This is a genomic window from Flavobacterium sp. DG1-102-2 (genome assembly GCF_033042555.1).
Lineage (GTDB): Bacteria > Bacteroidota > Bacteroidia > Flavobacteriales > Flavobacteriaceae > Flavobacterium.
Window position 1 is genome coordinate 61,576 of record NZ_JAWLIK010000016.1, and the last position, 20,618, is coordinate 82,193.

At 40.4% G+C, this 20,618-nt stretch carries 16 protein-coding genes and 1 tRNA gene; 8 read left to right on the forward strand and 9 right to left on the reverse strand.

Annotation, left to right across the window (positions count from 1 at the left end; translation table 11 throughout):
• The first annotated feature begins 1 nt into the window (after position 1).
• The gene (locus R1T16_RS17880; protein ID WP_317502501.1) at positions 2–847 is read left to right on the forward strand and encodes a universal stress protein; all 846 of its coding nucleotides are present in this window, start codon (positions 2–4) and stop codon (positions 845–847) included.
• Positions 848–962: 115 nt separating this feature from the next.
• On the opposite strand, the gene R1T16_RS17885 is transcribed toward R1T16_RS17880, so the two are convergent.
• Positions 963–1,033 (reverse strand) — tRNA-Gln (locus R1T16_RS17885).
• A gap of 149 nt (positions 1,034–1,182) precedes the next feature.
• Here R1T16_RS17885 and R1T16_RS17890 point away from each other — a divergent pair.
• From R1T16_RS17890 to R1T16_RS17900, 3 genes are all read left to right on the forward strand, one after another.
• The gene (locus R1T16_RS17890; protein WP_317502502.1) at positions 1,183–4,464 is read left to right on the forward strand and encodes a DUF2723 domain-containing protein; all 3,282 of its coding nucleotides are present in this window, start codon (positions 1,183–1,185) and stop codon (positions 4,462–4,464) included.
• A 148-nt stretch (positions 4,465–4,612) separates the two neighbouring features.
• Positions 4,613–7,894 carry a DUF2723 domain-containing protein gene (locus R1T16_RS17895; RefSeq protein WP_317502503.1) on the forward strand — a complete coding sequence of 1,094 codons (3,282 nt, stop codon included), beginning with the start codon at positions 4,613–4,615 and terminating at the stop codon, positions 7,892–7,894.
• Positions 7,895–7,964: 70 nt separating this feature from the next.
• Positions 7,965–8,603 (forward strand): polysaccharide deacetylase family protein, encoded by a 639-nt coding sequence (locus tag R1T16_RS17900; protein ID WP_411162044.1) that lies wholly within the window; start codon positions 7,965–7,967, stop codon positions 8,601–8,603.
• On the opposite strand, the gene R1T16_RS17905 is transcribed toward R1T16_RS17900, so the two are convergent.
• The 3 genes from R1T16_RS17905 to R1T16_RS17915 all read right to left on the reverse strand — a co-directional run bounded on the left by R1T16_RS17905 (position 8,600) and on the right by R1T16_RS17915 (position 10,620).
• On the reverse strand, positions 8,600–8,896 hold the full coding sequence (locus R1T16_RS17905; RefSeq protein ID WP_317502505.1) for a thioredoxin family protein: 297 nt from the start codon (positions 8,894–8,896) through the stop codon (positions 8,600–8,602). The two genes, R1T16_RS17900 and R1T16_RS17905, sit on opposite strands and share 4 nt — an antisense overlap.
• A gap of 86 nt (positions 8,897–8,982) precedes the next feature.
• A complete protein-coding gene (locus tag R1T16_RS17910) occupies positions 8,983–10,200 on the reverse strand; it encodes a metallophosphoesterase (protein ID WP_317502506.1) in 1,218 nt (405 codons plus the stop codon).
• A 51-nt stretch (positions 10,201–10,251) separates the two neighbouring features.
• Entirely contained in the window at positions 10,252–10,620 is a 369-nt protein-coding gene (locus tag R1T16_RS17915; protein WP_317502507.1) for a helix-turn-helix domain-containing protein, read from the reverse strand.
• Positions 10,621–10,825: 205 nt separating this feature from the next.
• Here R1T16_RS17915 and polA point away from each other — a divergent pair, with 205 nt between their 5' ends.
• The gene (polA, locus tag R1T16_RS17920) at positions 10,826–13,660 is read left to right on the forward strand and encodes a DNA polymerase I (protein WP_317502508.1); all 2,835 of its coding nucleotides are present in this window, start codon (positions 10,826–10,828) and stop codon (positions 13,658–13,660) included.
• 35 nt (positions 13,661–13,695) lie between these two features.
• A complete protein-coding gene (locus tag R1T16_RS17925) occupies positions 13,696–15,018 on the forward strand; it encodes a serine hydrolase domain-containing protein (protein WP_317502509.1) in 1,323 nt (440 codons plus the stop codon).
• Positions 15,019–15,064: 46 nt separating this feature from the next.
• Here R1T16_RS17925 and R1T16_RS17930 read toward each other — a convergent pair whose 3' ends face one another.
• From R1T16_RS17930 to R1T16_RS17940, 3 genes are all read right to left on the reverse strand, one after another.
• Complete coding sequence (locus R1T16_RS17930; protein WP_317502510.1) at positions 15,065–15,394, reverse strand: multidrug efflux SMR transporter; 330 nt, start codon at positions 15,392–15,394, stop codon at positions 15,065–15,067.
• A 75-nt stretch (positions 15,395–15,469) separates the two neighbouring features.
• Positions 15,470–16,036, reverse strand: coding sequence for a Crp/Fnr family transcriptional regulator (locus tag R1T16_RS17935; RefSeq protein ID WP_317502511.1), 567 nt, complete (start codon positions 16,034–16,036; stop codon positions 15,470–15,472).
• A gap of 12 nt (positions 16,037–16,048) precedes the next feature.
• Positions 16,049–17,074, reverse strand: a complete 1,026-nt coding sequence (locus tag R1T16_RS17940; RefSeq protein WP_317502512.1) for a LacI family DNA-binding transcriptional regulator — start codon at positions 17,072–17,074, stop codon at positions 16,049–16,051.
• A 447-nt stretch (positions 17,075–17,521) separates the two neighbouring features.
• On the opposite strand from R1T16_RS17940, the gene R1T16_RS17945 reads away from it, so the two are divergent.
• Positions 17,522–18,268 (forward strand): ferritin-like domain-containing protein, encoded by a 747-nt coding sequence (locus R1T16_RS17945; protein ID WP_317502513.1) that lies wholly within the window; start codon positions 17,522–17,524, stop codon positions 18,266–18,268.
• A gap of 23 nt (positions 18,269–18,291) precedes the next feature.
• Complete coding sequence (locus tag R1T16_RS17950; protein WP_317502514.1) at positions 18,292–19,095, forward strand: ferritin-like domain-containing protein; 804 nt, start codon at positions 18,292–18,294, stop codon at positions 19,093–19,095.
• Between the two features lie 78 nt (positions 19,096–19,173).
• Here the strand turns inward: R1T16_RS17950 and R1T16_RS17955 are convergent, their stop codons facing one another.
• The gene (locus R1T16_RS17955) at positions 19,174–19,566 is read right to left on the reverse strand and encodes a DoxX family membrane protein (protein ID WP_317502515.1); all 393 of its coding nucleotides are present in this window, start codon (positions 19,564–19,566) and stop codon (positions 19,174–19,176) included.
• 2 nt (positions 19,567–19,568) lie between these two features.
• On the reverse strand, positions 19,569–20,615 hold the full coding sequence (locus tag R1T16_RS17960; RefSeq protein ID WP_317502516.1) for an L-dopachrome tautomerase-related protein: 1,047 nt from the start codon (positions 20,613–20,615) through the stop codon (positions 19,569–19,571).
• Between the last annotated feature and the right edge of the window lie 3 nt (positions 20,616–20,618).

The window sequence follows — 20,618 nt, forward strand, 5'->3', positions numbered from 1 at the left end:
TATGAAGAAAATTTTAGTCCCTACTGACTTTTCCGCCCATGCTGAATACGCCCTTAAAGTTGCCGCGCAGATTGCACGCAAAAATAACGGCGAAATATTCCTGCTGCACATGCTTGAGCTTCCAGCTCTTGCCAGCGACGGAATAGGCGAAAGCAACGCAGTGGGCAGCAGTTCAGACCTTCCTGAGGTTATGTTCTTTATGGAAAAAACACGCGAGCGTTTCCAGGAAGTTCTTAATGCACCCTACCTACAGGGAATTCCTGTAGTTGAAGCAATACAATTTGAAAGAGCTTTTGACGGTATCGTAAAACACAGCAAAAAACACAATATAGACCTTGTAGTTATGGGATCTCACGGAGCCAGCGGCTTCCACGAGATGTTCATCGGTTCTAACACAGAAAAAGTAGTAAGAACATCAGACATACCTGTACTTGTAATCAAAAAAGAAGAAGGCGAGTTTAATCCTCAGAAATTTGTTTTCGCATCTGATTTTTCAGACGAGATCAAAAAACCTTTTGCAAAAGCAGTTGAGTTTGCAAATACTTTTGATACAGAACTGCACCTTGTATCTGTAAATACACCTAACAACTTTAAATCTACCCATGCTGCAGAGAAAGCAATACACGATTTTGCTTCGCAGTTTGACATCAAGAACGGCTACACATCTCACATCTATAACGACGTGAACGTAGAAAAAGGCATCCTGCATTTTTCTAACAGCATCAACGCCGACCTTATAGGAATGAGTACTCACGGAAGACAAGGACTTGCACACTTCTTTAACGGAAGCGTTAGCGAAGACCTGGTTAACCACGCAGTACGCCCGGTTATAACATTTAAAATATAATTCTCCGATATAAAACGAAAGCGGCTCTTTTTAGAAGTCGCTTTTTTTATGCCTTTTCTTTTTTCTGCAAACAAATAAAAAAAAAAAAGCCTCTCATTTCTGAGAGGCTTTTCTGTTGGTCCACTAGGACTCGAACCTAGAACGACTGCACCAAAAACAGTAGTGTTACCATTACACCATAGACCAATTGTGCTTTATTGCGGTGCAAATATACTACATAAATTCACTTTTACAAACATTCAAATAAAAAAATTTAAAAAAAATATTTTGCGTGTTCTGTAAGATATAAAACACCTTACATTTGCAGGAAACATAAAGCATTACACACCAATAACATGACCCAATTTAACTTCAAAAAATGGAATTCCATTTTAGGCTGGACAATTTTTGCAATTTCTTTTATAATTTACTGTTTTACCGTAGAACGCAGCCTTAGCTTTTGGGATTGCGGCGAATATATCGCTACTTCGGCCAAGCTTGAGGTGGGTCACCCATCAGGCGCTCCCCTGTTCCAGATGTTTGGGGCATTCTTTGCCATGTTTGCATTTGGCAAAGAAAATATTGCGCTGATGGTAAATATGCTTTCTGTAGCATCAAGCGCATTTACAATACTATTCATGTACTGGTCACTGACCATAATGCTTAAAAATACAATCACAAAATTTACCGAATGGAACCGCAATAATGCCATAATGGTTCTAGGCAGCGCTTTTGTAGCCAGTTTTGTCTTTGCCGTGAGCGACAGCTTTTGGTTTAATGCTACCGAAGCGGAAGTATATGCAATGGCATCACTCTTTATTGCTACACTAATGTGGGCAGGCCTGCGCTGGGGCGAAGAGATGCACACGCCAAGGGGCAACAAATGGCTGCTTATTATTTCGCTATTGATAGGTCTTTCATTTGGTGTACACTTTATGGCACTGCTTAGTATACCTTCTATAGGATTAATTTATTTCTTTAAGAACTACAAAACGGTAACCGTAAAGAATTTCATTATAGCTAATCTGGTTATGATAGCCATATTGTTCTTTGTCTTTAAATCCCTTTTACCCTATACACTGGGACTTTTCGGAAAGACCGAGATATTTATGGTAAACAGCCTGGGGCTTCCGTTTAATTCGGGAACCATCTTTATGCTGTTGCTTATCACGGCTTTCTTTTACTTTGGCCTTGGCTACACAAAAAAGAAAGGTTTTGCAATATACAATACCATCCTGCTTTGCCTTCTGTTTATACTTATAGGTTTTTCTACATGGGTAATGCTGCCTATACGCGCCAATGCACACGTGGTGATTAACGAAAACAACCCGTCTGATGCTGCCGAAGTACTGGCATATTACAATCGCGAGCAATACGGTGAGCAAAAAACATTTTATGGCCCGCTGTACACCGAGAAATATGCCGGATTGGATAAAAATAATCCGTACTCTGATGCCAAGCCTAACTATGAGCGCGATTACAAAACCGGCCGTTATATTATTGTAAACAATTATAAAAATGCCAGGCAGAACGGAGATGCTAATCACAACGCCATCCTGCCAAGGATGACGAGCACAGATCACGCTGCAAATTATATGTCATTTACCAATCCGCCAAAATTCAGACTTGATCCTAATTTTGATTACAGCAATGAACTAAGGAAGTATGGCGTAGATGTAAACAATATATCTGAAGAGCAGGCAAACGCCGCCCTTGCCCAGATAAGAGGTGAAGTAGAAAATATCGTTAACGAATTTAAATCGGCATACAGTAAAGGCGAAATGGGCTACGAGGAATACGACAAGTTCCTGAAGCACTATAAGCAATTCCTTATTATAGAAAAACCAACCTTTAGCGAAAACATGGGCTTTATGTTCAATTATCAGTTTGGCTATATGTTCTGGCGCTACCTGATGTGGAATTTTACCGGACGCCAAAGCGATATACAAGGTGAGTATGATGTTATAAACGGTAACTGGATAAGCGGCATTACACCGATAGACGAGGCATTGTTAGGCCCGCAAAGCCACCTGACTACAGACATGAAAGAAAATAAAGGCCGAAACACCTATTATTTCCTGCCTTTTATACTTGCTGTTATCGGCATGGTTTTCCACGCTAAAAAAGACCGCAAGAGCTTTTATGTACTGCTCGTATTATTCCTGTTTACCGGTATTGCCTTAAAGATATTCCTTAATGAAAGGCCGTTTGAAGTACGTGAAAGAGACTATGCGCTTGTAGGCGCTTTCTATGCCTTTGCTATGTGGATAGCTTTTGGGGTGTATGCCATTTATGACGGACTCAAAAAATATGCGCAGCCTAAAATCATTATCCCTGCAGTTCTCGCAGTGACATTGCTTGCCGCCCCGGTTCTTATGGCAAAAGAAAACTGGGACGACCATGACCGCTCGGGCCGTTATACCGCCGTGGCGTTCGCCAAAGCCTATCTTGATTCATGCGAACCCAACGCTATATTATTTACCATAGGCGATAATGACACATTCCCGCTTTGGTATGCACAGGAAATTGAAGGCTACCGCACCGATGTAAGGATCGTATGTACCACCCTGCTCCCTACCGACTGGTATATTGACCAGATGAAACGCAAAGCGTATGAATCTGACCCTGTACCAATCTCTTTTGAGCATAAACAATACGTTGACGGAACAAGGGATTATATTTTATATGATCCAACAACAGAAGCCCGTATTGATATTGACACCTTCATCGACTTTGTAAAAATGGAAGACGAAAGAGCAAAAATTGAACTATCAGGTGGTCAGAAAGTAAATTTTTACCCTACTAACAAAGTTCGCTTTAAAGTTGATAAAGACTTCATTATAAAAAATAAAGTAGTTGCTTCAAAATACAATGATTCTATAGTGCCGTATATGGATATAAACCTTCCTAAAGAGGCAATATACAAGAACAGCCTGATGATGCTGGATATCATAAGAAACAATAACTGGAAACGCCCTATATACTTCTCGGGCGGAAGCCCGGATATGTCAGACTATGCATGGATGCAGGATTATATGCAGCTTGACGGACTTGTTTATAAACTCGTGCCGATAAAAACACCGCTGCCGGAAGACGGCAATCCTATGGAGACAGGATATATAGACACAGACAAGATGTACGATATCGCCATGAGGTGGCAGTGGGGCAACAGCGGAAGCCCTGATATTTACCACGATCAGCAAACCATACGTTACAGCCGCGCTTATCGACGAAACCTTGCCCTTCTTGAAGAAAAACTTCTTGAAGAAGGCAAGATTAAAGAAGCAGTTGCCATTGCCGACCTGGTAATGAAAAACCTGCCTCCTGATTATTACGGGCTGTATTTTATTTACGAGCCGTTCATTAACGGTTATTACAAGGCGGGAGAAAAGAAAAAAGCACAGGAATTACTAACTAAGCTTACAGGAAAATACAAAGAAAAACTGGAGTATTATAAATCACTTCCTATAAAAACCCAAAACAGCAGCTACCAGTCAATAATACGTGAAATTGAACAGTATCGTGGTTTATTGCTTGTCATGAAAAACAATAACGACACCCAGTTCTATAACGCATCACGCAACGATTTTAACCGACTCAACAAAGCCTTCAGGCAATTTGAACGGGAAAACGAATAAGATACAATCAATCTTTTTAAAACGGCCATGCATAAAACATGGCCGTTTTGCTTTGAAAGGATGTATTAAAATAGAAAATTGACTTTAGCTTAACGAAAAAAATAGTTTCTTTGCAATACTAAAAATATCACTGAACAACAATCATTACATGATAACATTCAATTTCAAGAAATGGAATACCATCGCAGGATGGTCAGTTTTTGCCATTGCCCTGCTTGTTTATTCCCTTACTGTAGAACCCACCCTTAGCTTTTGGGATTGCGGCGAGTATATTGCTACTTCGGCTAAACTTGAAGTGGGCCACCCGCCTGGAGCACCACTTTTCCAGATGATGGGTGCTTTCTTTGCCATGTTTGCAACAAGCCCAGATAAGGTAGCACTTATGGTAAATATGTTATCAGTGTTTTCAAGTGCATTTACCATACTTTTCATGTTCTGGTCGCTTACAATATTATTAAAAAACCTGATCAGTAAAGTATCTGAATTTAATGACAGTAACGCAATTGTTATACTTGGCGCATCGGCTGTAGGAAGCCTTGCCTATACATTCACAGATAGTTTTTGGTTCAACGCTGTTGAGGCAGAAGTGTATGCCATGGCGTCATTGTTCATCGCATTATTGCTTTGGCTGGGCCTTCGCTGGGAACAGGAAATGCACACGCCAAGAGGCAACAAATGGTTGCTTATCATATCGCTTGTGGTAGGATTGTCATTTGGTGTACACTTTATGGCACTGTTAACCATTCCTTCGATAGGCTTCATCTATTACTTTAAAAATTACAAGAATATAACCGCTAAAAGTTTCATTATAGCCAATGTTGTTATTGTTGCAATACTGTTATTCATCTTCAAATTATTACTGCCTTACACCATGGCGATCTTTGGGAAGACAGAGATCTTTATGGTAAACACATTTGGGCTTCCTTTTAACTCAGGAACCATCATTGTACTGCTGGCCATTATTGCATTATTTTATTTTGGGCTTCAGTACACAAAAAAGAAAAACCTGCCATTTTTCAATACAATAATCCTTTGCGTTCTTTTTATCCTTATAGGTTTCTCCACATGGGTAATGCTGCCTGTAAGGGCAAATGCCAATGTTGTTATTAATGAAAACAACCCTTCGGATGCTGCAGAGGTACTGGCTTACTATAACAGGGAGCAGTATGGCGAACAAAAATTATTCTACGGGCCAATGTATACCGATGCCTTTACCGGCCTGGACAAGAACAACCCATATGAAGATGAAAAACCTAACTACCAGAGGGATTACAAAACAGGCAAATATGTTATTGTAAACAACTACAAAAATGCCAAACAGAATACTGACGACAACCAGAAAGGCTTTATGCCAAGGATGTGGAGCACTGAGCACGCGGCAAACTATATGCGCTTTACAAAACCAGTCGCTTTCAGGCTTAACCCTTCTTATGATTATGAGCAGGAGCTTATAAAATACGGGCTTCCTGTAGACCAGATGAGCGAGGAAGATTACAATACAGCTATGGCTCAGGTTAAGGGTGGTGTTGAGCAGGCAGTAAGCGAGTTTAAAGGTGCTTACCAATCAGGCCATGCTGACCTTGAAGATTACGAAAAATTCCTTAAAACATACGGCGACTACCTTATTATAGAGAAGCCGTCATTTGGCGACAATATGCAGTATATGGTAGAATACCAGTTTGGCTATATGTACTGGAGATACCTTATGTGGAACTTTACAGGACGCCAAAATGATATTCAGGGGCGTTATGATAACCTTGATGGTAACTGGATAAGTGGTATCACACCGCTTGACGAAATGCACCTTGGCTCTCAAAAAAACCTGCCTACTGACCGTAAGGAAAATAAAGGTTTCAACACGTATTACTTTATTCCGTTTATACTGGCACTTGTAGGCATCGCTTTCCATGCAAGGAAAGACCCTAAGAGTTTCTATGTGCTTTTAACACTGTTCCTGTTCACAGGTATTGCACTTAAAATATACCTTAACGAGAGGCCATTTGAACCACGTGAAAGGGATTATGCCCTTGTAGGATCATTCTATGTGTTTGCCATGTGGATTGCCTATGGAGTATATGCCATTTATGATGGCCTTAAAAAATATGCCCAGCCTAAGATCGTAGGCCCGGTAGTAATAGCCGTTACACTGCTTGCTGCTCCGGTTATAATGGCTAAAGAAAACTGGGATGACCATGACCGCTCAGGCAAGTATACGGCAGTTGCTATGGCAAAAGCATACCTATCTTCGTGCGACAAAAATGCAATCCTGTTCACCATAGGTGATAATGACACATTCCCACTGTGGTATGCACAGGAAATTGAAGGTTACCGTACCGATGTAAGGATCGTGAACACCAGCCTGCTTATGACCGACTGGTATATTGACCAGATGAAGGCAAAAGCATATGACTCTGACCCGGTACCTATTAGCTTTACAAGCGATAAATACAAGCAGGGAACACGCGATTACAGCCTTCACGTACCAGAAATCGAAAATCGATGGGCGCTCAAGGATTTCATTAATTTCCTTAAGTCTGATGATAAACAGGTTAGAAAAGAGCTTAACAATGGTCATTTTGTAAATTACTACCCTACTAACAAAGTAAGGATTCCTGTTGACAGGGATATCGTTATCAAAAACAGGATCGTTGCTCCTAAACAGCAGGACTCTATCGTTCCTTACATTGATATTACTATAAAAGGCGATGCTCTTTATAAAAACCGCCTTATGATGCTTGACATCATTAACAATAACGACTGGAAAAGGCCTATTTACTTTACCGGCGGAAGCTTTGGTGATGACGACTACCTTTGGATGAAGGATTACCTTCAGCTGGATGGCATGGTGTTTAAGCTTGTACCTATAAGAACGGCAATACCTAAAGACGGAAGTCCGCTTGACATGGGATATATCGATACTGACAAAATGTATGATATCGTTATGTCATGGGATTGGGGTAACAGCGAAAGCCCTAAAATTTACCACGACCCTGAGACACGCAAAAACAGTATTACTTACCGTACAAACCTTGCAAGACTTATGGAAGCCCTTATAAATGAAGGCAAAAAAGACAAGGCGAAAAAAGTGATAGACCTGGCAATGACAAAAATGCCATTAGAATATTACGAGTACTACACGCTTCTTGAGCCTTTTGCAACCGGTTATTATGAATTGGGACAAAAAGAAGACGCACACAAACTACTTGATAAGCTAATTACTAAGTACCAGGAAAACCTAACGTTCTACAGAGGGCTTTCCAGCAGCGACCAAAACAATGTAGCAGTTGACATTGTTACTGCAATTGAGCGCTACAGAAGCCTGCTTTGGGTAATGAAAGATAATGGCGACACCGCTTACTATAATGCTGCTAAAGTTAAATTCAATGAGTTTAACCAAAGGGCAGGAAGATTTAAAAGAGATAAGGAATAGTGAACAACTATTTGTAACTTTAATAATGCAGTGCTTTATGGTACTGCATTCTTTTTTAAAGGATATTGCAATGAAGTTATATTGGGTAAAAACACGCTGGTTCATTAAGAAACTCTTTAGTGGGTATATATGGTCTTTGCCCCAAAACCAGAAAACAGTCTATTTAACTTTTGATGACGGCCCTATTCCCGAAATCACCGGATGGGTATTAGGCATACTTAGACAGCACGGCATAAAGGCTACTTTCTTTTGTATTGGAGACAATATAGAAAAGCATCCCGACGTATTTCAAAAGGTAATTGATGGCGGCCATAACATAGGCAACCATACCTTTAATCATTGTAACGGATGGAATACCGAAGACAAAGCTTATTTAGAAAACGCAGAAGCGTGCAGGCTGTCAATTACTAAAAGGACAAGTGCCGACGTAAAGTTTTTCAGACCCCCTTATGGAAAAATTAAGGCTACCCAGGCAAAAGCCATAAAGCGGCTTGGCTACAAAATAATCATGTGGGATGTTTTAAGCGCCGACTTTGACACTACGATAACTCCGGAGCAATGCCTGCAGAATGTAATAAAAAACGCCGCCAATGGCAGCGTTATTATTTTTCATGACAGCATAAAGGCTTCAGCAAATTTAAAATATGCGCTGCCTAAAGCTATTGAGTATCTTAAAGAAAATGGATTTAGATTCGGGACGATAGATTAGATCTGTTCCTGAACAAGGCCTATTATAGTGTTTGCATCAAGTTCTCCAGACTGTCTCCACACCATCTGACCTTCTTTATAGATCATAAGTGTAGGAAGGCCTTTTATCCTTAACGCATCTGCCAGTTCCTGGTTTTTATCCACATCTATTTTTATGACTTTAGCCCTGTCACCTAATGCTGCCGCAACATCTCTTATAACTGGATGCATAGATACAGATGGCTCATTCCACTCTGTATAAAAATCGATTAGTACAGGTACCTGGGAGTTTATAAGTTCTCCAAATTTTGACATAAAATGAAATTTTAAATTGAATTTAAAAACTTCTTACAAATAAATATTATACAAATATAGCATTTTTACCAAATTAGCCTACTTTTTCACTTTTTTTTAAGCTCAAGTACAGTAATCTCTGGCCAGATGCCTACACGCCCCGGATACGCATGGAAACCAAAACCGCGATTTACATACACATAACGCCCCAGGTTTTCATATAGCCCTGCCCATTGCTTATAAACATACTGCACAGGACTCCACTTGATTATGCCCGGAATCTCTATCCCAAATTGTAATCCATGGGTATGCCCGGCAAGGGTAAGATGATAGTTATGCGGGTTGTTCTTTACTTCATACTCCCAATGCGAGGGGTCATGGCTCATTAATATTTTAAAGTCGTCATCGGCAACACCCTGCGAAGCTTTTACAAGATCTCCGGCTTTTTTAAAGTTATGCCCCCAGTTTTCAAGCCCTATTAATGCAATGTGCTGCCCGTCTTTTTCAAGCCTGATGTTTTCGTTCAGCAAAAGCTTAAAATCAATCTGACGGTGCAGGTCTTTTATTGCTTCAAAGTTATCGTTTTTAGCCTGCTGGGAAGGCCATGTTACATATTCACCGTAATCGTGATTACCTAATACCGAATATTTACCAAATGCAGGTGTTTCTATTCTTTTAAAAGTCTCTATCCACGGATGCATTTCTGTAGCGTGAGTATTAACGATATCGCCTGTAAAAAGTACTATGTCTGATTTTTGCTCATTTATAAGATCTATGGCATATTCAATCTTTTCATGATTATCAAAGCTCCCGCTGTGCACATCTGAAATTTGAGTAATGGTCATTCCGTCAAAAGCATCGGGAAGATCAGGAAAAAATATCGTTTGTTTTATGACCTTAAAATTATATTTTCCTTTGGTCATTCCGTAAAGCAGAGAAAGGAAAGGAATCGCCGCAAGCCCTAAAGCCAGCTGACTTACAAATTTTCGCCTGTCCGGCAGGAAAGACTGCTCACTATTACCCAGAAAAGCCCTTATTGCACCACCTATAAGCCTTATGATATCTTCACCCAGCATCACGACAGTGATAACAATTTTAGGAATGTAGGTAATAAGCAACAGCCCCATGGTAAACAGGGTCTTTTTATTTTGCCCGATACTTCGGTCAAATTGGGTAAACTGGTATATTATATAAATAAGTATTAAAAGCGAAACGGCTATATGGGCATATTGAATCCATTTAACCTTGGTAACTGTCTTTACGGTCTGGAAAACATAAATTTCAACCAACGCCACAAAAACAAAGAAGAGTATCCAACGAAACATAAGTGGTATTTTTATTTATTAACGAATGAAAAGGCTATTTGTTACAGGCTATTATTTGGCATTACTGTAATTTTCTATAACCCTCTGGCGGTGTTGCACCCCCCATTTGCGTAATTCTACTATTACGCTATCCAGCGAATGGCCATATTCTGTAATCGAGTACTCTATAACAACCGGAATAGTATCATGTACAGTACGTTTTATGAGTCCGTGAACTTCAAGCTCGCGAAGTTCTTTAGACAGCATCCTGTCGGTTATTTTTGGTATTTCGCGCGCTATTTCGCCAAAACGTTTATTACCCAGCGTAACCGATATAAGTATTGGGAGTTTCCATTTGCCGTTAAGTACATCAAGTGCATCCCTCACCGGTAGTATCATGCCCATACATTGTGTATGGTCTAATTTAGAAATATCTTTCATTGCTAACATATTGACAGTACTATATAGGAGTAAAGTACTTACTTTGATATAGCAAAGATAGATACATTTGTGCATACAAATATTAATATAGCAAAGAAAATTAAACATTCGTTTAAATCGCGTAACGTTTTTGTTCATACTTCGTGTTGAGGCAATTTCAAAATGTGCATAGGTTTGCTTATTTTTACGCCAAATAGATTTTTACATGTCACAACAAAAACGCCTTTTCCTTTTAGATGCTTACGCGCTTATATTTCGTGGATATTACGCCTTTATAAAAAATCCGAGGATCAACTCAAAGGGTATGGATACCTCTGCAATCATGGGGTTTATGAACTCACTGCTTGATGTTATTAAGCGTGAGAGGCCAGACCATTTGGCAGTAGCCTTTGATAAGGAAGGCAGTGCCGTCCGTACCGAAATGTATTCTGACTACAAGGCAAACCGTGACGAAACTCCTGAAGCGATTAAAATCGCAGTACCTTATATACAGGAACTATTAAAGGCAATGCATATACCGGTTATTGAGTCGGCAGGCTGTGAGGCAGATGACCTTATTGGCACGATTGCCAAACAGGCAGAAAAACAAAATTACCAGGTATATATGGTTACGCCCGACAAGGATTTTGCCCAGCTGGTAAGCGAAAATATCTTTATGTACCGCCCTGCCCGCATGGGTAACGGCATTGAGATATGGGGCGTTCCTGAAGTATTGGAACGTTTTGAAATTGAACGCCCTGAGCAGGTAATCGATTTTTTAGGCATGATGGGTGATGCTGTGGATAATATTCCGGGATTACCCGGCGTAGGCGAAAAAACAGCCAAAAAGCTATTGAAAGAATACGGTTCTATGGAGAACCTGCTTGCCAATACACACGAGCTGAAAGGGAAAATGCGTGAGAACATTGAGGCAAATAAGGAAAAAGGCATAATGTCTAAAAAACTTGCCACTATTATAATAGACTGTGATGTTAGCTTTAACGAAACAGACTACGAACTTACTAAACCTGACACAGAGAAGGTTGAAGTGTTATTCAACGAACTGGAATTTCGCCGTATGGCAGAACAGTTCCATAAACTGTTTGACGAAAACAGCACCCTTGACGGACCTGCGGTCCAGGGCTACTCTCCTACTAAGACCATTGTAAAGAACGAACAGCAATTCTCTTTATTTGGCGAAGGCGCAGCAGATCCTGCTGCCATAAATACACTTTCAGGCTTTTATAATACCATAGAAAATACCGACCATTTTTACCAGGCCGTACAGGGTAAAATGGCTATAAACTTCCTGCTGCGCGACCTGCTTAACCAAACCGCCGTGAGCTTTGATACCGAAACAACCGGGATCAATCCGCTTACTGCCGAACTGGTAGGACTTTCGTTCTCATGGGAAAAAGGTAAGGGATTTTATGTGCCTGTTCCCGAAAACAGGGAGGAAGCGCAGGAGATCGTAAACCTGTTCCTTCCGTTCTTTGAAGACGAGAATATAGAAAAGATAGGCCAGAATTTAAAATATGACCTTGAAATGCTTGCCCAGTATGGCGTAACTGTAAAAGGTAAAATATTTGATACCATGATCGCGCATTATCTTATTAATCCTGATATGCGCCACGGTATGGACATCCTTGCAGAAACCTACCTTAAATATTCGCCCGTGCCTATCGAATCGCTTATTGGTAAAAAAGGCAAAGGCCAAAAAACCATGCGCGATGTTGAGCTGGAACAGATAAAAGAATATGCAGTGGAAGATGCTGACATCACGCTTCAGCTTAAGGAAATATTTGCGCCTATGCTGGAGGAAACCGATACACGCAAGCTTTTTGACGAAATCGAGATTCCACTTATGCCGGTGCTTGCCGCCATGGAACAGGAAGGCATCAGACTTGACACCCCCTACCTGAAAGAACTTTCGGCAGAACTTTCTAACGACATAAAAAGGCTTGAACAAAAAATATATGAAACCGCAGGCGAACCGTTTAACCTTGCCTCACCAAAACAATTGGGAGAGGTATTGTTTGACAGGCTTAAAATAGGCGGTGCAAAACAAAAGAAAACCAAAACAGGCCAATATGCCACCGGTGAGGAAGTTTTATCGTACCTGGCGCTTGAAAATCCTATTGTCGCTGATATTTTAGAATGGAGACAGCTTGTAAAACTGCAAAATACCTATGTTGAAGCATTGCCACTACAGGTTGAAGCAAATACCGGCCGCGTACATACCGATTATATGCAGACAGTAGCCGCTACTGGACGTTTGAGCTCTAACAACCCTAACCTGCAGAATATCCCTATCCGTACCGAAAGAGGAAGACACATAAGAAAAGCTTTTATCGCCCGCGATGAAGAATATACTATTGTTTCTGCCGATTATTCGCAGATAGAACTGCGTATTATCGCAGCACTAAGCAGTGACCCGGAAATGGTTAATGCTTTCCGGAAAGGCGAAGACATTCACGCATCCACAGCAGCAAAAGTATTTAACGTACCGCTGGAAGAAGTTACCCGTGAGCAGAGAAGCCATGCCAAGACTGTGAACTTTGGTATAGTGTATGGTGTTTCGGCATTTGGACTTAGCAATCAGACGTCATTGAGCCGTTCAGAATCTAAAGACCTTATAGATGCGTATTATAAAACCTACCCAAGGCTTAAACAATACATTAATGAGCAGGTAGAGATTGCGCGCGAGCAGGGATATGTGCAAACCATATCTGGCCGACGCAGGTATCTAAAGGATATAAACTCGCAAAACCAGGTAGTACGCGGTGGTGCAGAGCGTAATGCTGTAAATGCACCTATACAGGGAAGTGCCGCAGACATTATTAAAATTGCCATGATCAACATCCAGAAAAGGCTGGTAAACGAGAACTGGAAAAGCAAAATGTTGCTTCAGGTACACGATGAACTTGTTTTTGACGTTCATAATAGTGAACTTGAGAAAATAAAACCGATGATCAAGCAGGAAATGGAGAGCGCGTTCCAACTGGATGTGCCGCTTGAAGTAGATATGGGCGAAGGCCGCAACTGGCTGGAAGCGCATTAATACTGCCTGAAGGGTCCATAAGTCATTTTTAATTTATGAGAAAAACACTTTTAAGCTTATTAATGATCCTGCTGGCTGCGTCTTTATTTGCCCAGCAGGAAGGCGCAAAATTCAGGAAGATAGACAGTCTTCTCACCTACCTGTACAACAATAATAAGTTTATGGGGTCTGTTGCCGTTTCCGAAAAAGGCAGGGTCGTTTTTGAGAAAGCTTATGGTTATGCAGAAATTGAATCTAAAATGCAGGCAAACCCTAAGACAAAATACAAAATTGGCTCAATTACAAAAATGTTTACTTCGGTAATTATATTTCAGCTCATCGAAGAAAAAAAACTTACGCTGAACACAAAGCTTTCGGAGTATTTCCCAAAGATTAAAAATGCTGATAAGATAACCATTAGCGATTTGCTTAACCACAAGAGCGGCCTTTATAATTATACTGCCAGCCCTGACTTTGAAGGTTACAGAACTAAAATCCAGAACAGGAGGGATATGCTTGGCCGTATAGAATCGTATCCTGCTGCATTTGCACCCGGAGAAAAGGCAGAATACAGCAACACCAATTACCTGTTGTTAGGCTACATTATTCAGGATATTACCAAGAAACCTTATAAAGAGAGTGTGGCAAACCGCATTGCTAACAAGGCCGGACTTAAAAGCACGTATTACTTTTCAAAAATAAATCCAAAGAAAAACGAGGCTGCATCCTATGCTTATAATAATAGCAAATGGATAAGATCTGAAGAATGGAATGAGTCGGTTGCGGGAGGTGCAGGCGCCATACAGTCTACGCCCGCCGATCTTACACGTTTTGCAAAGGCCCTTTTTGACGGAAGACTTATCAAAAAAGAAAGCCTGACGCTGATGACAACCATGGATATGGGCTTTGGCAAAGGGATTTTTACCTACCCGTTTATAGAGCGCAAGTTCTTTGGCCATAACGGCGGAATAGAGTCTTTCGAATCGGTTTTAGGCTATTACCCTAAAGACGATTTTGGCTTTGCAATAACACTGAATGGCAGCGATTATAACATGGACGAATTGGTGCAGGGTGTATTAAGCTGCTATTACAAGCTGCCGTATATCTTTCCTAATTTTAAAAGTGCAAAAATCGGCGAGGATGTTTTAAAACGCTACGAAGGCATTTACACTAACCCTGCCCTGCCCTTTAAAGTTGACATAAAACTTGTAAACGGCGTTCTAATAGCCCATGCTACAGATCAGGGATCATTCCCGCTCAATCCATTGAGCGAGACGGAATTTAATTTTGATCCTGCCGGCATAACAATAACCTTTAATACAAAGGGCTTTACACTAAAGCAGGCAGATGGAACGACATCTCAATTTACTAAAGAATAAGAAAGGCCTCAAATGAGGCCTTTTGCTTTGTATATTTTTTGCACTATTAATGAGCAGCTTCACCTCCAAGAAACTTAAGCCCGATAATAGATAGTATAAGCGTACAGATAAAAAAGATGCGCCAGAAATTGACAGGCTCATCAAAATAGACCATTCCAATAATTACCGTCCCAACAGCACCTATACCTGTCCACACGGCATATACCGTTCCCAAAGGTATTGTTTGGGTTGCTTTGTTGACAAAATAGAAACTAACGATAATACAGCTGATAAACACAGCTACCCATTTATAATTGGTAAAGTTATTTGATAATTTCAGGCTCGTGGTAAACAGCAGTTCCAGTACGCCCGCGATGATAAGATAAACCCAGTTCATAATGCTTTTCTTTAAATTTAAGCAAAGGTAGAACCGGCATAGCTGCTATTATTTTACATTTGTTAAATAATGCTGCTATTTTATCTTAGCGCGTATGCGGCTTAGGGAAACCTGACTTATGCCAAGATAAGAAGCAATATGCTTCAGCGGGACGCGATTAGGCAGCGAAGGGATCCTTTCAAGTAATTCGGCATACACTTCGGTGGCAGTTTTAAACTGACGGTAGATAAACTTTTCCTCCAGCTTAAGCAGTTCATATTCTGCAAGCTTCCTGCTCCAGTTAGCCAACTCAATATCTGATTCAAAAAGGGAAATGAGTTTTGCAGCATCTGCCTCATACAGAATACTGTCTTCTAGCACTTCTATAGTTTCGTAACCGGGTTCGTTATTTATGAAACTCCGCATTGATATAACATAATCACCTTCCAGGCCAAGCCAAAAAGTAACCTCGCGGTCAGGCAGGTCGCTATACGCCCTTACCAATCCCGATTCTATAAAAAACATTGATTTCTCTACCCTGCCCTCTTTCATGATTATTTCGCCACGGGAAAAAGAACGCTCTGTAAAAAGTGCCGTAAGCTTTACCAGCGATGCATCACTCACAGGATATATCGATCGTATTTTAAGGAGTGTATTTTTCAATACAGCGAACTGTTATAGCTTTTTGGTAGATTCACGCTGCCTAAGCTCTGTTTTGATAACCTTTGTTACATATTCAGGAGCTTCTTCAGATTTGTCTTCCAGCCTGTCTATAAGCATATCGGCAGCGGCCTGCCCGATTTCGGGAGCGTGCTGGCTAACTGTAGAAAGACTTGGCGTAAGGCGTTTAGACCATACCCCATCGGCAAAGCCAATGATCTGAAGTTCGTCAGGAATTTTAATTCCTTTTTTAATGGCAGCTTTCATTGCCATTACAGAGGCATGCTCATCTAAGGCAAAAACACCGTCTATCGACTGGGTATCAAATAATAATTTAAGTTTTTCGTCAAACTCATCAGTATTATCGGTAAATACCATTAGCTTTTCATTAATCTTATAGCCGTTATCAGTAAGTGCCTTCTGGTAGCCCTCTTCACGAAGTTTACTAACACTAAGGTTATGGATTGTAGAAAGCAGCGCTATATTTTTACATTTAAGTTTAATGAGATGCGTTGTACCATCTACAGCTGAATCAAAATCATCTACAATTACTTTATCGCAATTTACTTCTTCAGAAATCCTGTCGAACATTACTATAGGAAGATCATCGCTGATAGCTTCTTTAAAATGCTTAAACTCCTGTTCTTTTTGGGTTTCTTCAGATATAGACAATATAAATCCGTCTATAGTACCATTGCTAAGCATATCCATGGCATGGATTTCTTTTTCCAGCGACTCGTTAGAGATACATGTAATAACATTATATCCCCTGTCATTAGCCGCCTGCTCTATACCACTGAATACTTTTGCAAAAAACGGGTTCAGGATATTAGGTATGATGACACCAATGGTTTTGGTTGTTTTATTTTTAAGGTTTACAGCAATGTTGTTAGGCTTGTAATTTTTAAGCTTGGCAAATTCCTGCACTTTTATTTTTGTAGGTTCGCTTATCTCGGGGCTGTTGCTTAACGCTTTAGAAACTGTGGATACAGATACGTTTAACTCTTTGGCTATTTGTTTTAATGTAGCTTTTTGTTTCATGGCCTTAAAATGTGTTTATACTGTAAAGAAACAAAAAAATGATGATTTTTTCGCCGTTCATTAGATAATAGTTACAATTTATACCAAATCTTCATTAAAATCATTTTTTAAAAACTGAATGTAAGGTTAATTGTATAAAATTTAACATCGTAACAATTAAATAACATTGATTTTTAGTTAATTAACTCATAAACTTAAAAAACGAACAAATGTTAAAGCATTTTAATAAACTACACCAAAAAAGAAACCAAAACAACTAATAATCAACATGTTAAAAACGTTTTCACTTTGAAGATTTTGCTAAAAAAAAGTTAAAATGCAATAAATTATTCAATTGTTAAAAACCAAGACTGTTTAATCGCCGTAAGTTAAAAGTAACTTTGATTACCAACAAAAATATCTGGCCACACCTGCCAAAAGATTATTAACTATTAATTCTTTCATATTATGAAAAAGGTACAAGTAGAGGAAGTTAAGTCGCTGCACAGCAGGAGAAACTTTCTAAGGATCAGCGGGATTACCCTTGCGGGAGCAGGGCTTGTTATGGCTGGTTGCAGCAGTGACGACGACAATAACGGCGGCACTAAAGATGACCAGAAACCGGGAGTTAGAAATGGTGTTTTTGATTTAGGAGGAGGCGACCTTGGTGTCCTTACTTATGCTTATGCACTTGAGCAGTTAGAAGCAGATTTCTATACAAGAGTAGTAAACAGTAACACTTTTGGATCTACCTTCAATTCAGAAGAGCAGGCAGTACTTACTGATCTTTACAGACACGAAGTTATACACAGAGAGTTTTTCAAGGCAGCAATATCTGGTGTAATTACCAGCCAGGACCAGTTGCTACCGGCACTTGAATTTGATTATGGATCTTTAAGCTTTAGCAGCAGGGCTCAGGTTCTTGCAACTGCCAAAACCCTTGAAGATACAGGAGTAGCAGCATACAACGGAGCAGGAAGATACATTACTACCCCTGACTATCTTGTACTTGCAGGTAAAATTGTATCTGTAGAAGCACGTCACGCAGCAGCGATAAGAAGCCTTATCAACCCTGGTTCTGCTGATTTTGCAGGAGACGATGTTGTAGATCCTACTACAGGACTTGGACAGGCACTTAAACCGTCTCAGATCATCACAGCAGTATCTGCTTTAGATGTTATCCAGACTAAGTTTACAGCTCAATTCTTACCATAATCTAACTTTTAATCCGACACATCATGAATATCATAAAATTTTTAGAGTCGTTTACAACTGAAGGCATGATCAACAGCATGCAGGCTAAAGGCTCACGCAGAGATAGTTTTAACCAGTTCCAGAATATGGGAAAAGTAGCCGCAATGGCAGCAGTACCATTTGGATTATCAGCATTCTTAGCTCCTACAAAAGCAAATGCTGCAACATTTATGGGACCTCAGGAAACACCAACCGAAGCTTTGCAATTAGCGCTTACCTTAGAATACCTTGAAGATGAATTCTATGCTATGGCATTAGATTCTGGTATTATACCGGCGGCTGACCAGGCAATTATAGCACAGATAGCAAAACATGAAAATGCACACGTAAGCCTTCTTGCAAATGCATTAGGTGCCGACGCACCGGCTAAACCAACTTTTGACTTTACAGCAGGCGGTAACTTTGATCCTTTTAACGATTACCCTACCCTTCTTGCATTAGCCCAGGCTTTTGAAGATACAGGAGTACGCGCTTATAAAGGCCAGGCAGGAAATCTTATCTCTAATGGAGACTTACTGACTACTGCATTGCAAATTCACTCAGTTGAAGCGATGCACGCCTCTCAGATAAGAAGATTAAGAGGACAAAAAGGATGGATTGTAGGCAGCGACCGTGGCGGACTTCCAGCAGCTGCACAGGCCGTATATGATGGTGAAGAACTAGCAGTACAAGCAGGATTCAACACATCAACAGTGCCTAACATTCCTGCAGCAGCAGGACCAGAATCTTTTGATGAACCAATAACCGGACCTACAGCAGTAAGTATTGCAAGCCTGTTTATTGTATAATAACAAGTAAACTTTAGTTTATTTGGCAAGCAGCCCGTAAAGATGACTCTTTACGGGCTGCTTTATTTTATAGTTAGCTTACTGTTTGAGCACGTTATCTAATGCATATTTGTTGCTGCCTATAAAATGCAGCAGTACCGCAAACAATGCAGCATGGATTAATTGCGAAGGAACAGCTTCCCAGTTTTCTATCATTCCGGTACCAAAAAGAAGCATCAGCATTACAATTGCTCCTGCAAAGGCAGCCTGTTTTGTAAACAGTCCTAACAGCAGCAAAAGCCCTATCGTAAATTCAGCCACGGGAAGTGCATAACTGAATGGAGTTACAACTACCTCAGGCAGCATCGATTCCTTAAAGCTATTTACCATCCAGACGCTAAAAGCCGTAAGCTTAGGAAGGCGCACCAAGCCATGGGTAAACATACTGACCCCTATAGCCAGGCGAAGGATAAGAAAACTGTATGTATTCATAATTATTCAGGATTTTTGAATTTATAAATAAAATAAGGAGCGTGGCCTTCATCTTTACCACCTGTGAAAGCGGGCGTGGTATTAAGCTGATTAACGCTTATGTAAAGCCAACCGTTACGGTAATATACGTTATCCGGCCATAATAGCCTATTATCTTTAATAATATCTGTCAACTTTCCTTTAGTGGATAGTTTGCTCACAGCATGCCCGGGAAGATTAGTAAAGTAGTGATTCCCCTTACCATCTATGCCCGCACCATCGCTTATTGGTTTATCGCCTACTATTTTTATGGCGGCAGTTATATCCAAATCATTTGCATTATCCCTGAACAATTTTACAGGCAGGCTATACCATTTTGTTCCGTTCATTGACCCAAAATAAAGGGTTTGCCTATCAGGAGAAATGATTATAGGATTTACGGCAACGCGTGCCGGCTTACCGCCAAAGTAAGTCACCTTTCCATCAATAACCATATCTATATCTTCTGACTGCAATGCTGCAGCTCCGCTAAATCGTCGTGCCTTACCGGTTTTCAGGTCGACGGCAATAATTCCAGGATTGGCTATATCTGCCAGAAAAGCCCATTGATGGATATCGTCTATGGCAACATCCTGAATAAAACTTCCGTTAGGAGCAATATCCAAGGGCAGCTCGATCGTATTGATGAGCTTATTTTTAGCGATATCAAAACTCCATAATCTTGTTTTACCAATTGTTTGCCCCATATCGATTACCCAAAGATTGTCGTTTTTATCAAAAGTCAGCCCTAATGGCGTATCAAGTGCCGCATCTGAGGCCGGTTTACCATTCTTTTGAAAAGAGGCATCAGGATATTGCCTGTATTCCGTTTTACCTTTTACCTCGATAAGCTGAATTTCGCTGCTTCCTAAAGGATGGATGGTTGCAAACACTCTACCTTCTTTTGATACCGCCACGTTACCCGGCCTGACAGGTAACTCTGCCACTATTTCTAACTTTGGCTGCACGGTTTGCGCTACCGAAGCCGATACTGTAATAAAAAATGCCACTTCAAAAAATATACACTTCATGTT

Coding starts and splice junctions, on each gene's coding strand:
- R1T16_RS17955 (WP_317502515.1), bottom strand. CDS start 19,566: ATGAATACATACAGTTTTCTTATCCTTCGCCTGGCTATAGGGGTCAGT.
- polA (WP_317502508.1), top strand. CDS start 10,826: ATGTCACAACAAAAACGCCTTTTCCTTTTAGATGCTTACGCGCTTATA.
- R1T16_RS17930 (WP_317502510.1), bottom strand. CDS start 15,394: ATGAACTGGGTTTATCTTATCATCGCGGGCGTACTGGAACTGCTGTTT.
- R1T16_RS17960 (WP_317502516.1), bottom strand. CDS start 20,615: ATGAAGTGTATATTTTTTGAAGTGGCATTTTTTATTACAGTATCGGCT.
- R1T16_RS17910 (WP_317502506.1), bottom strand. CDS start 10,200: ATGTTTCGTTGGATACTCTTCTTTGTTTTTGTGGCGTTGGTTGAAATT.
- R1T16_RS17895 (WP_317502503.1), top strand. CDS start 4,613: ATGATAACATTCAATTTCAAGAAATGGAATACCATCGCAGGATGGTCA.
- R1T16_RS17915 (WP_317502507.1), bottom strand. CDS start 10,620: ATGAAAGATATTTCTAAATTAGACCATACACAATGTATGGGCATGATA.
- R1T16_RS17950 (WP_317502514.1), top strand. CDS start 18,292: ATGAATATCATAAAATTTTTAGAGTCGTTTACAACTGAAGGCATGATC.
- R1T16_RS17900 (WP_411162044.1), top strand. CDS start 7,965: ATGAAGTTATATTGGGTAAAAACACGCTGGTTCATTAAGAAACTCTTT.
- R1T16_RS17940 (WP_317502512.1), bottom strand. CDS start 17,074: ATGAAACAAAAAGCTACATTAAAACAAATAGCCAAAGAGTTAAACGTA.
- R1T16_RS17880 (WP_317502501.1), top strand. CDS start 2: ATGAAGAAAATTTTAGTCCCTACTGACTTTTCCGCCCATGCTGAATAC.
- R1T16_RS17905 (WP_317502505.1), bottom strand. CDS start 8,896: ATGTCAAAATTTGGAGAACTTATAAACTCCCAGGTACCTGTACTAATC.
- R1T16_RS17945 (WP_317502513.1), top strand. CDS start 17,522: ATGAAAAAGGTACAAGTAGAGGAAGTTAAGTCGCTGCACAGCAGGAGA.
- R1T16_RS17890 (WP_317502502.1), top strand. CDS start 1,183: ATGACCCAATTTAACTTCAAAAAATGGAATTCCATTTTAGGCTGGACA.
- R1T16_RS17925 (WP_317502509.1), top strand. CDS start 13,696: ATGAGAAAAACACTTTTAAGCTTATTAATGATCCTGCTGGCTGCGTCT.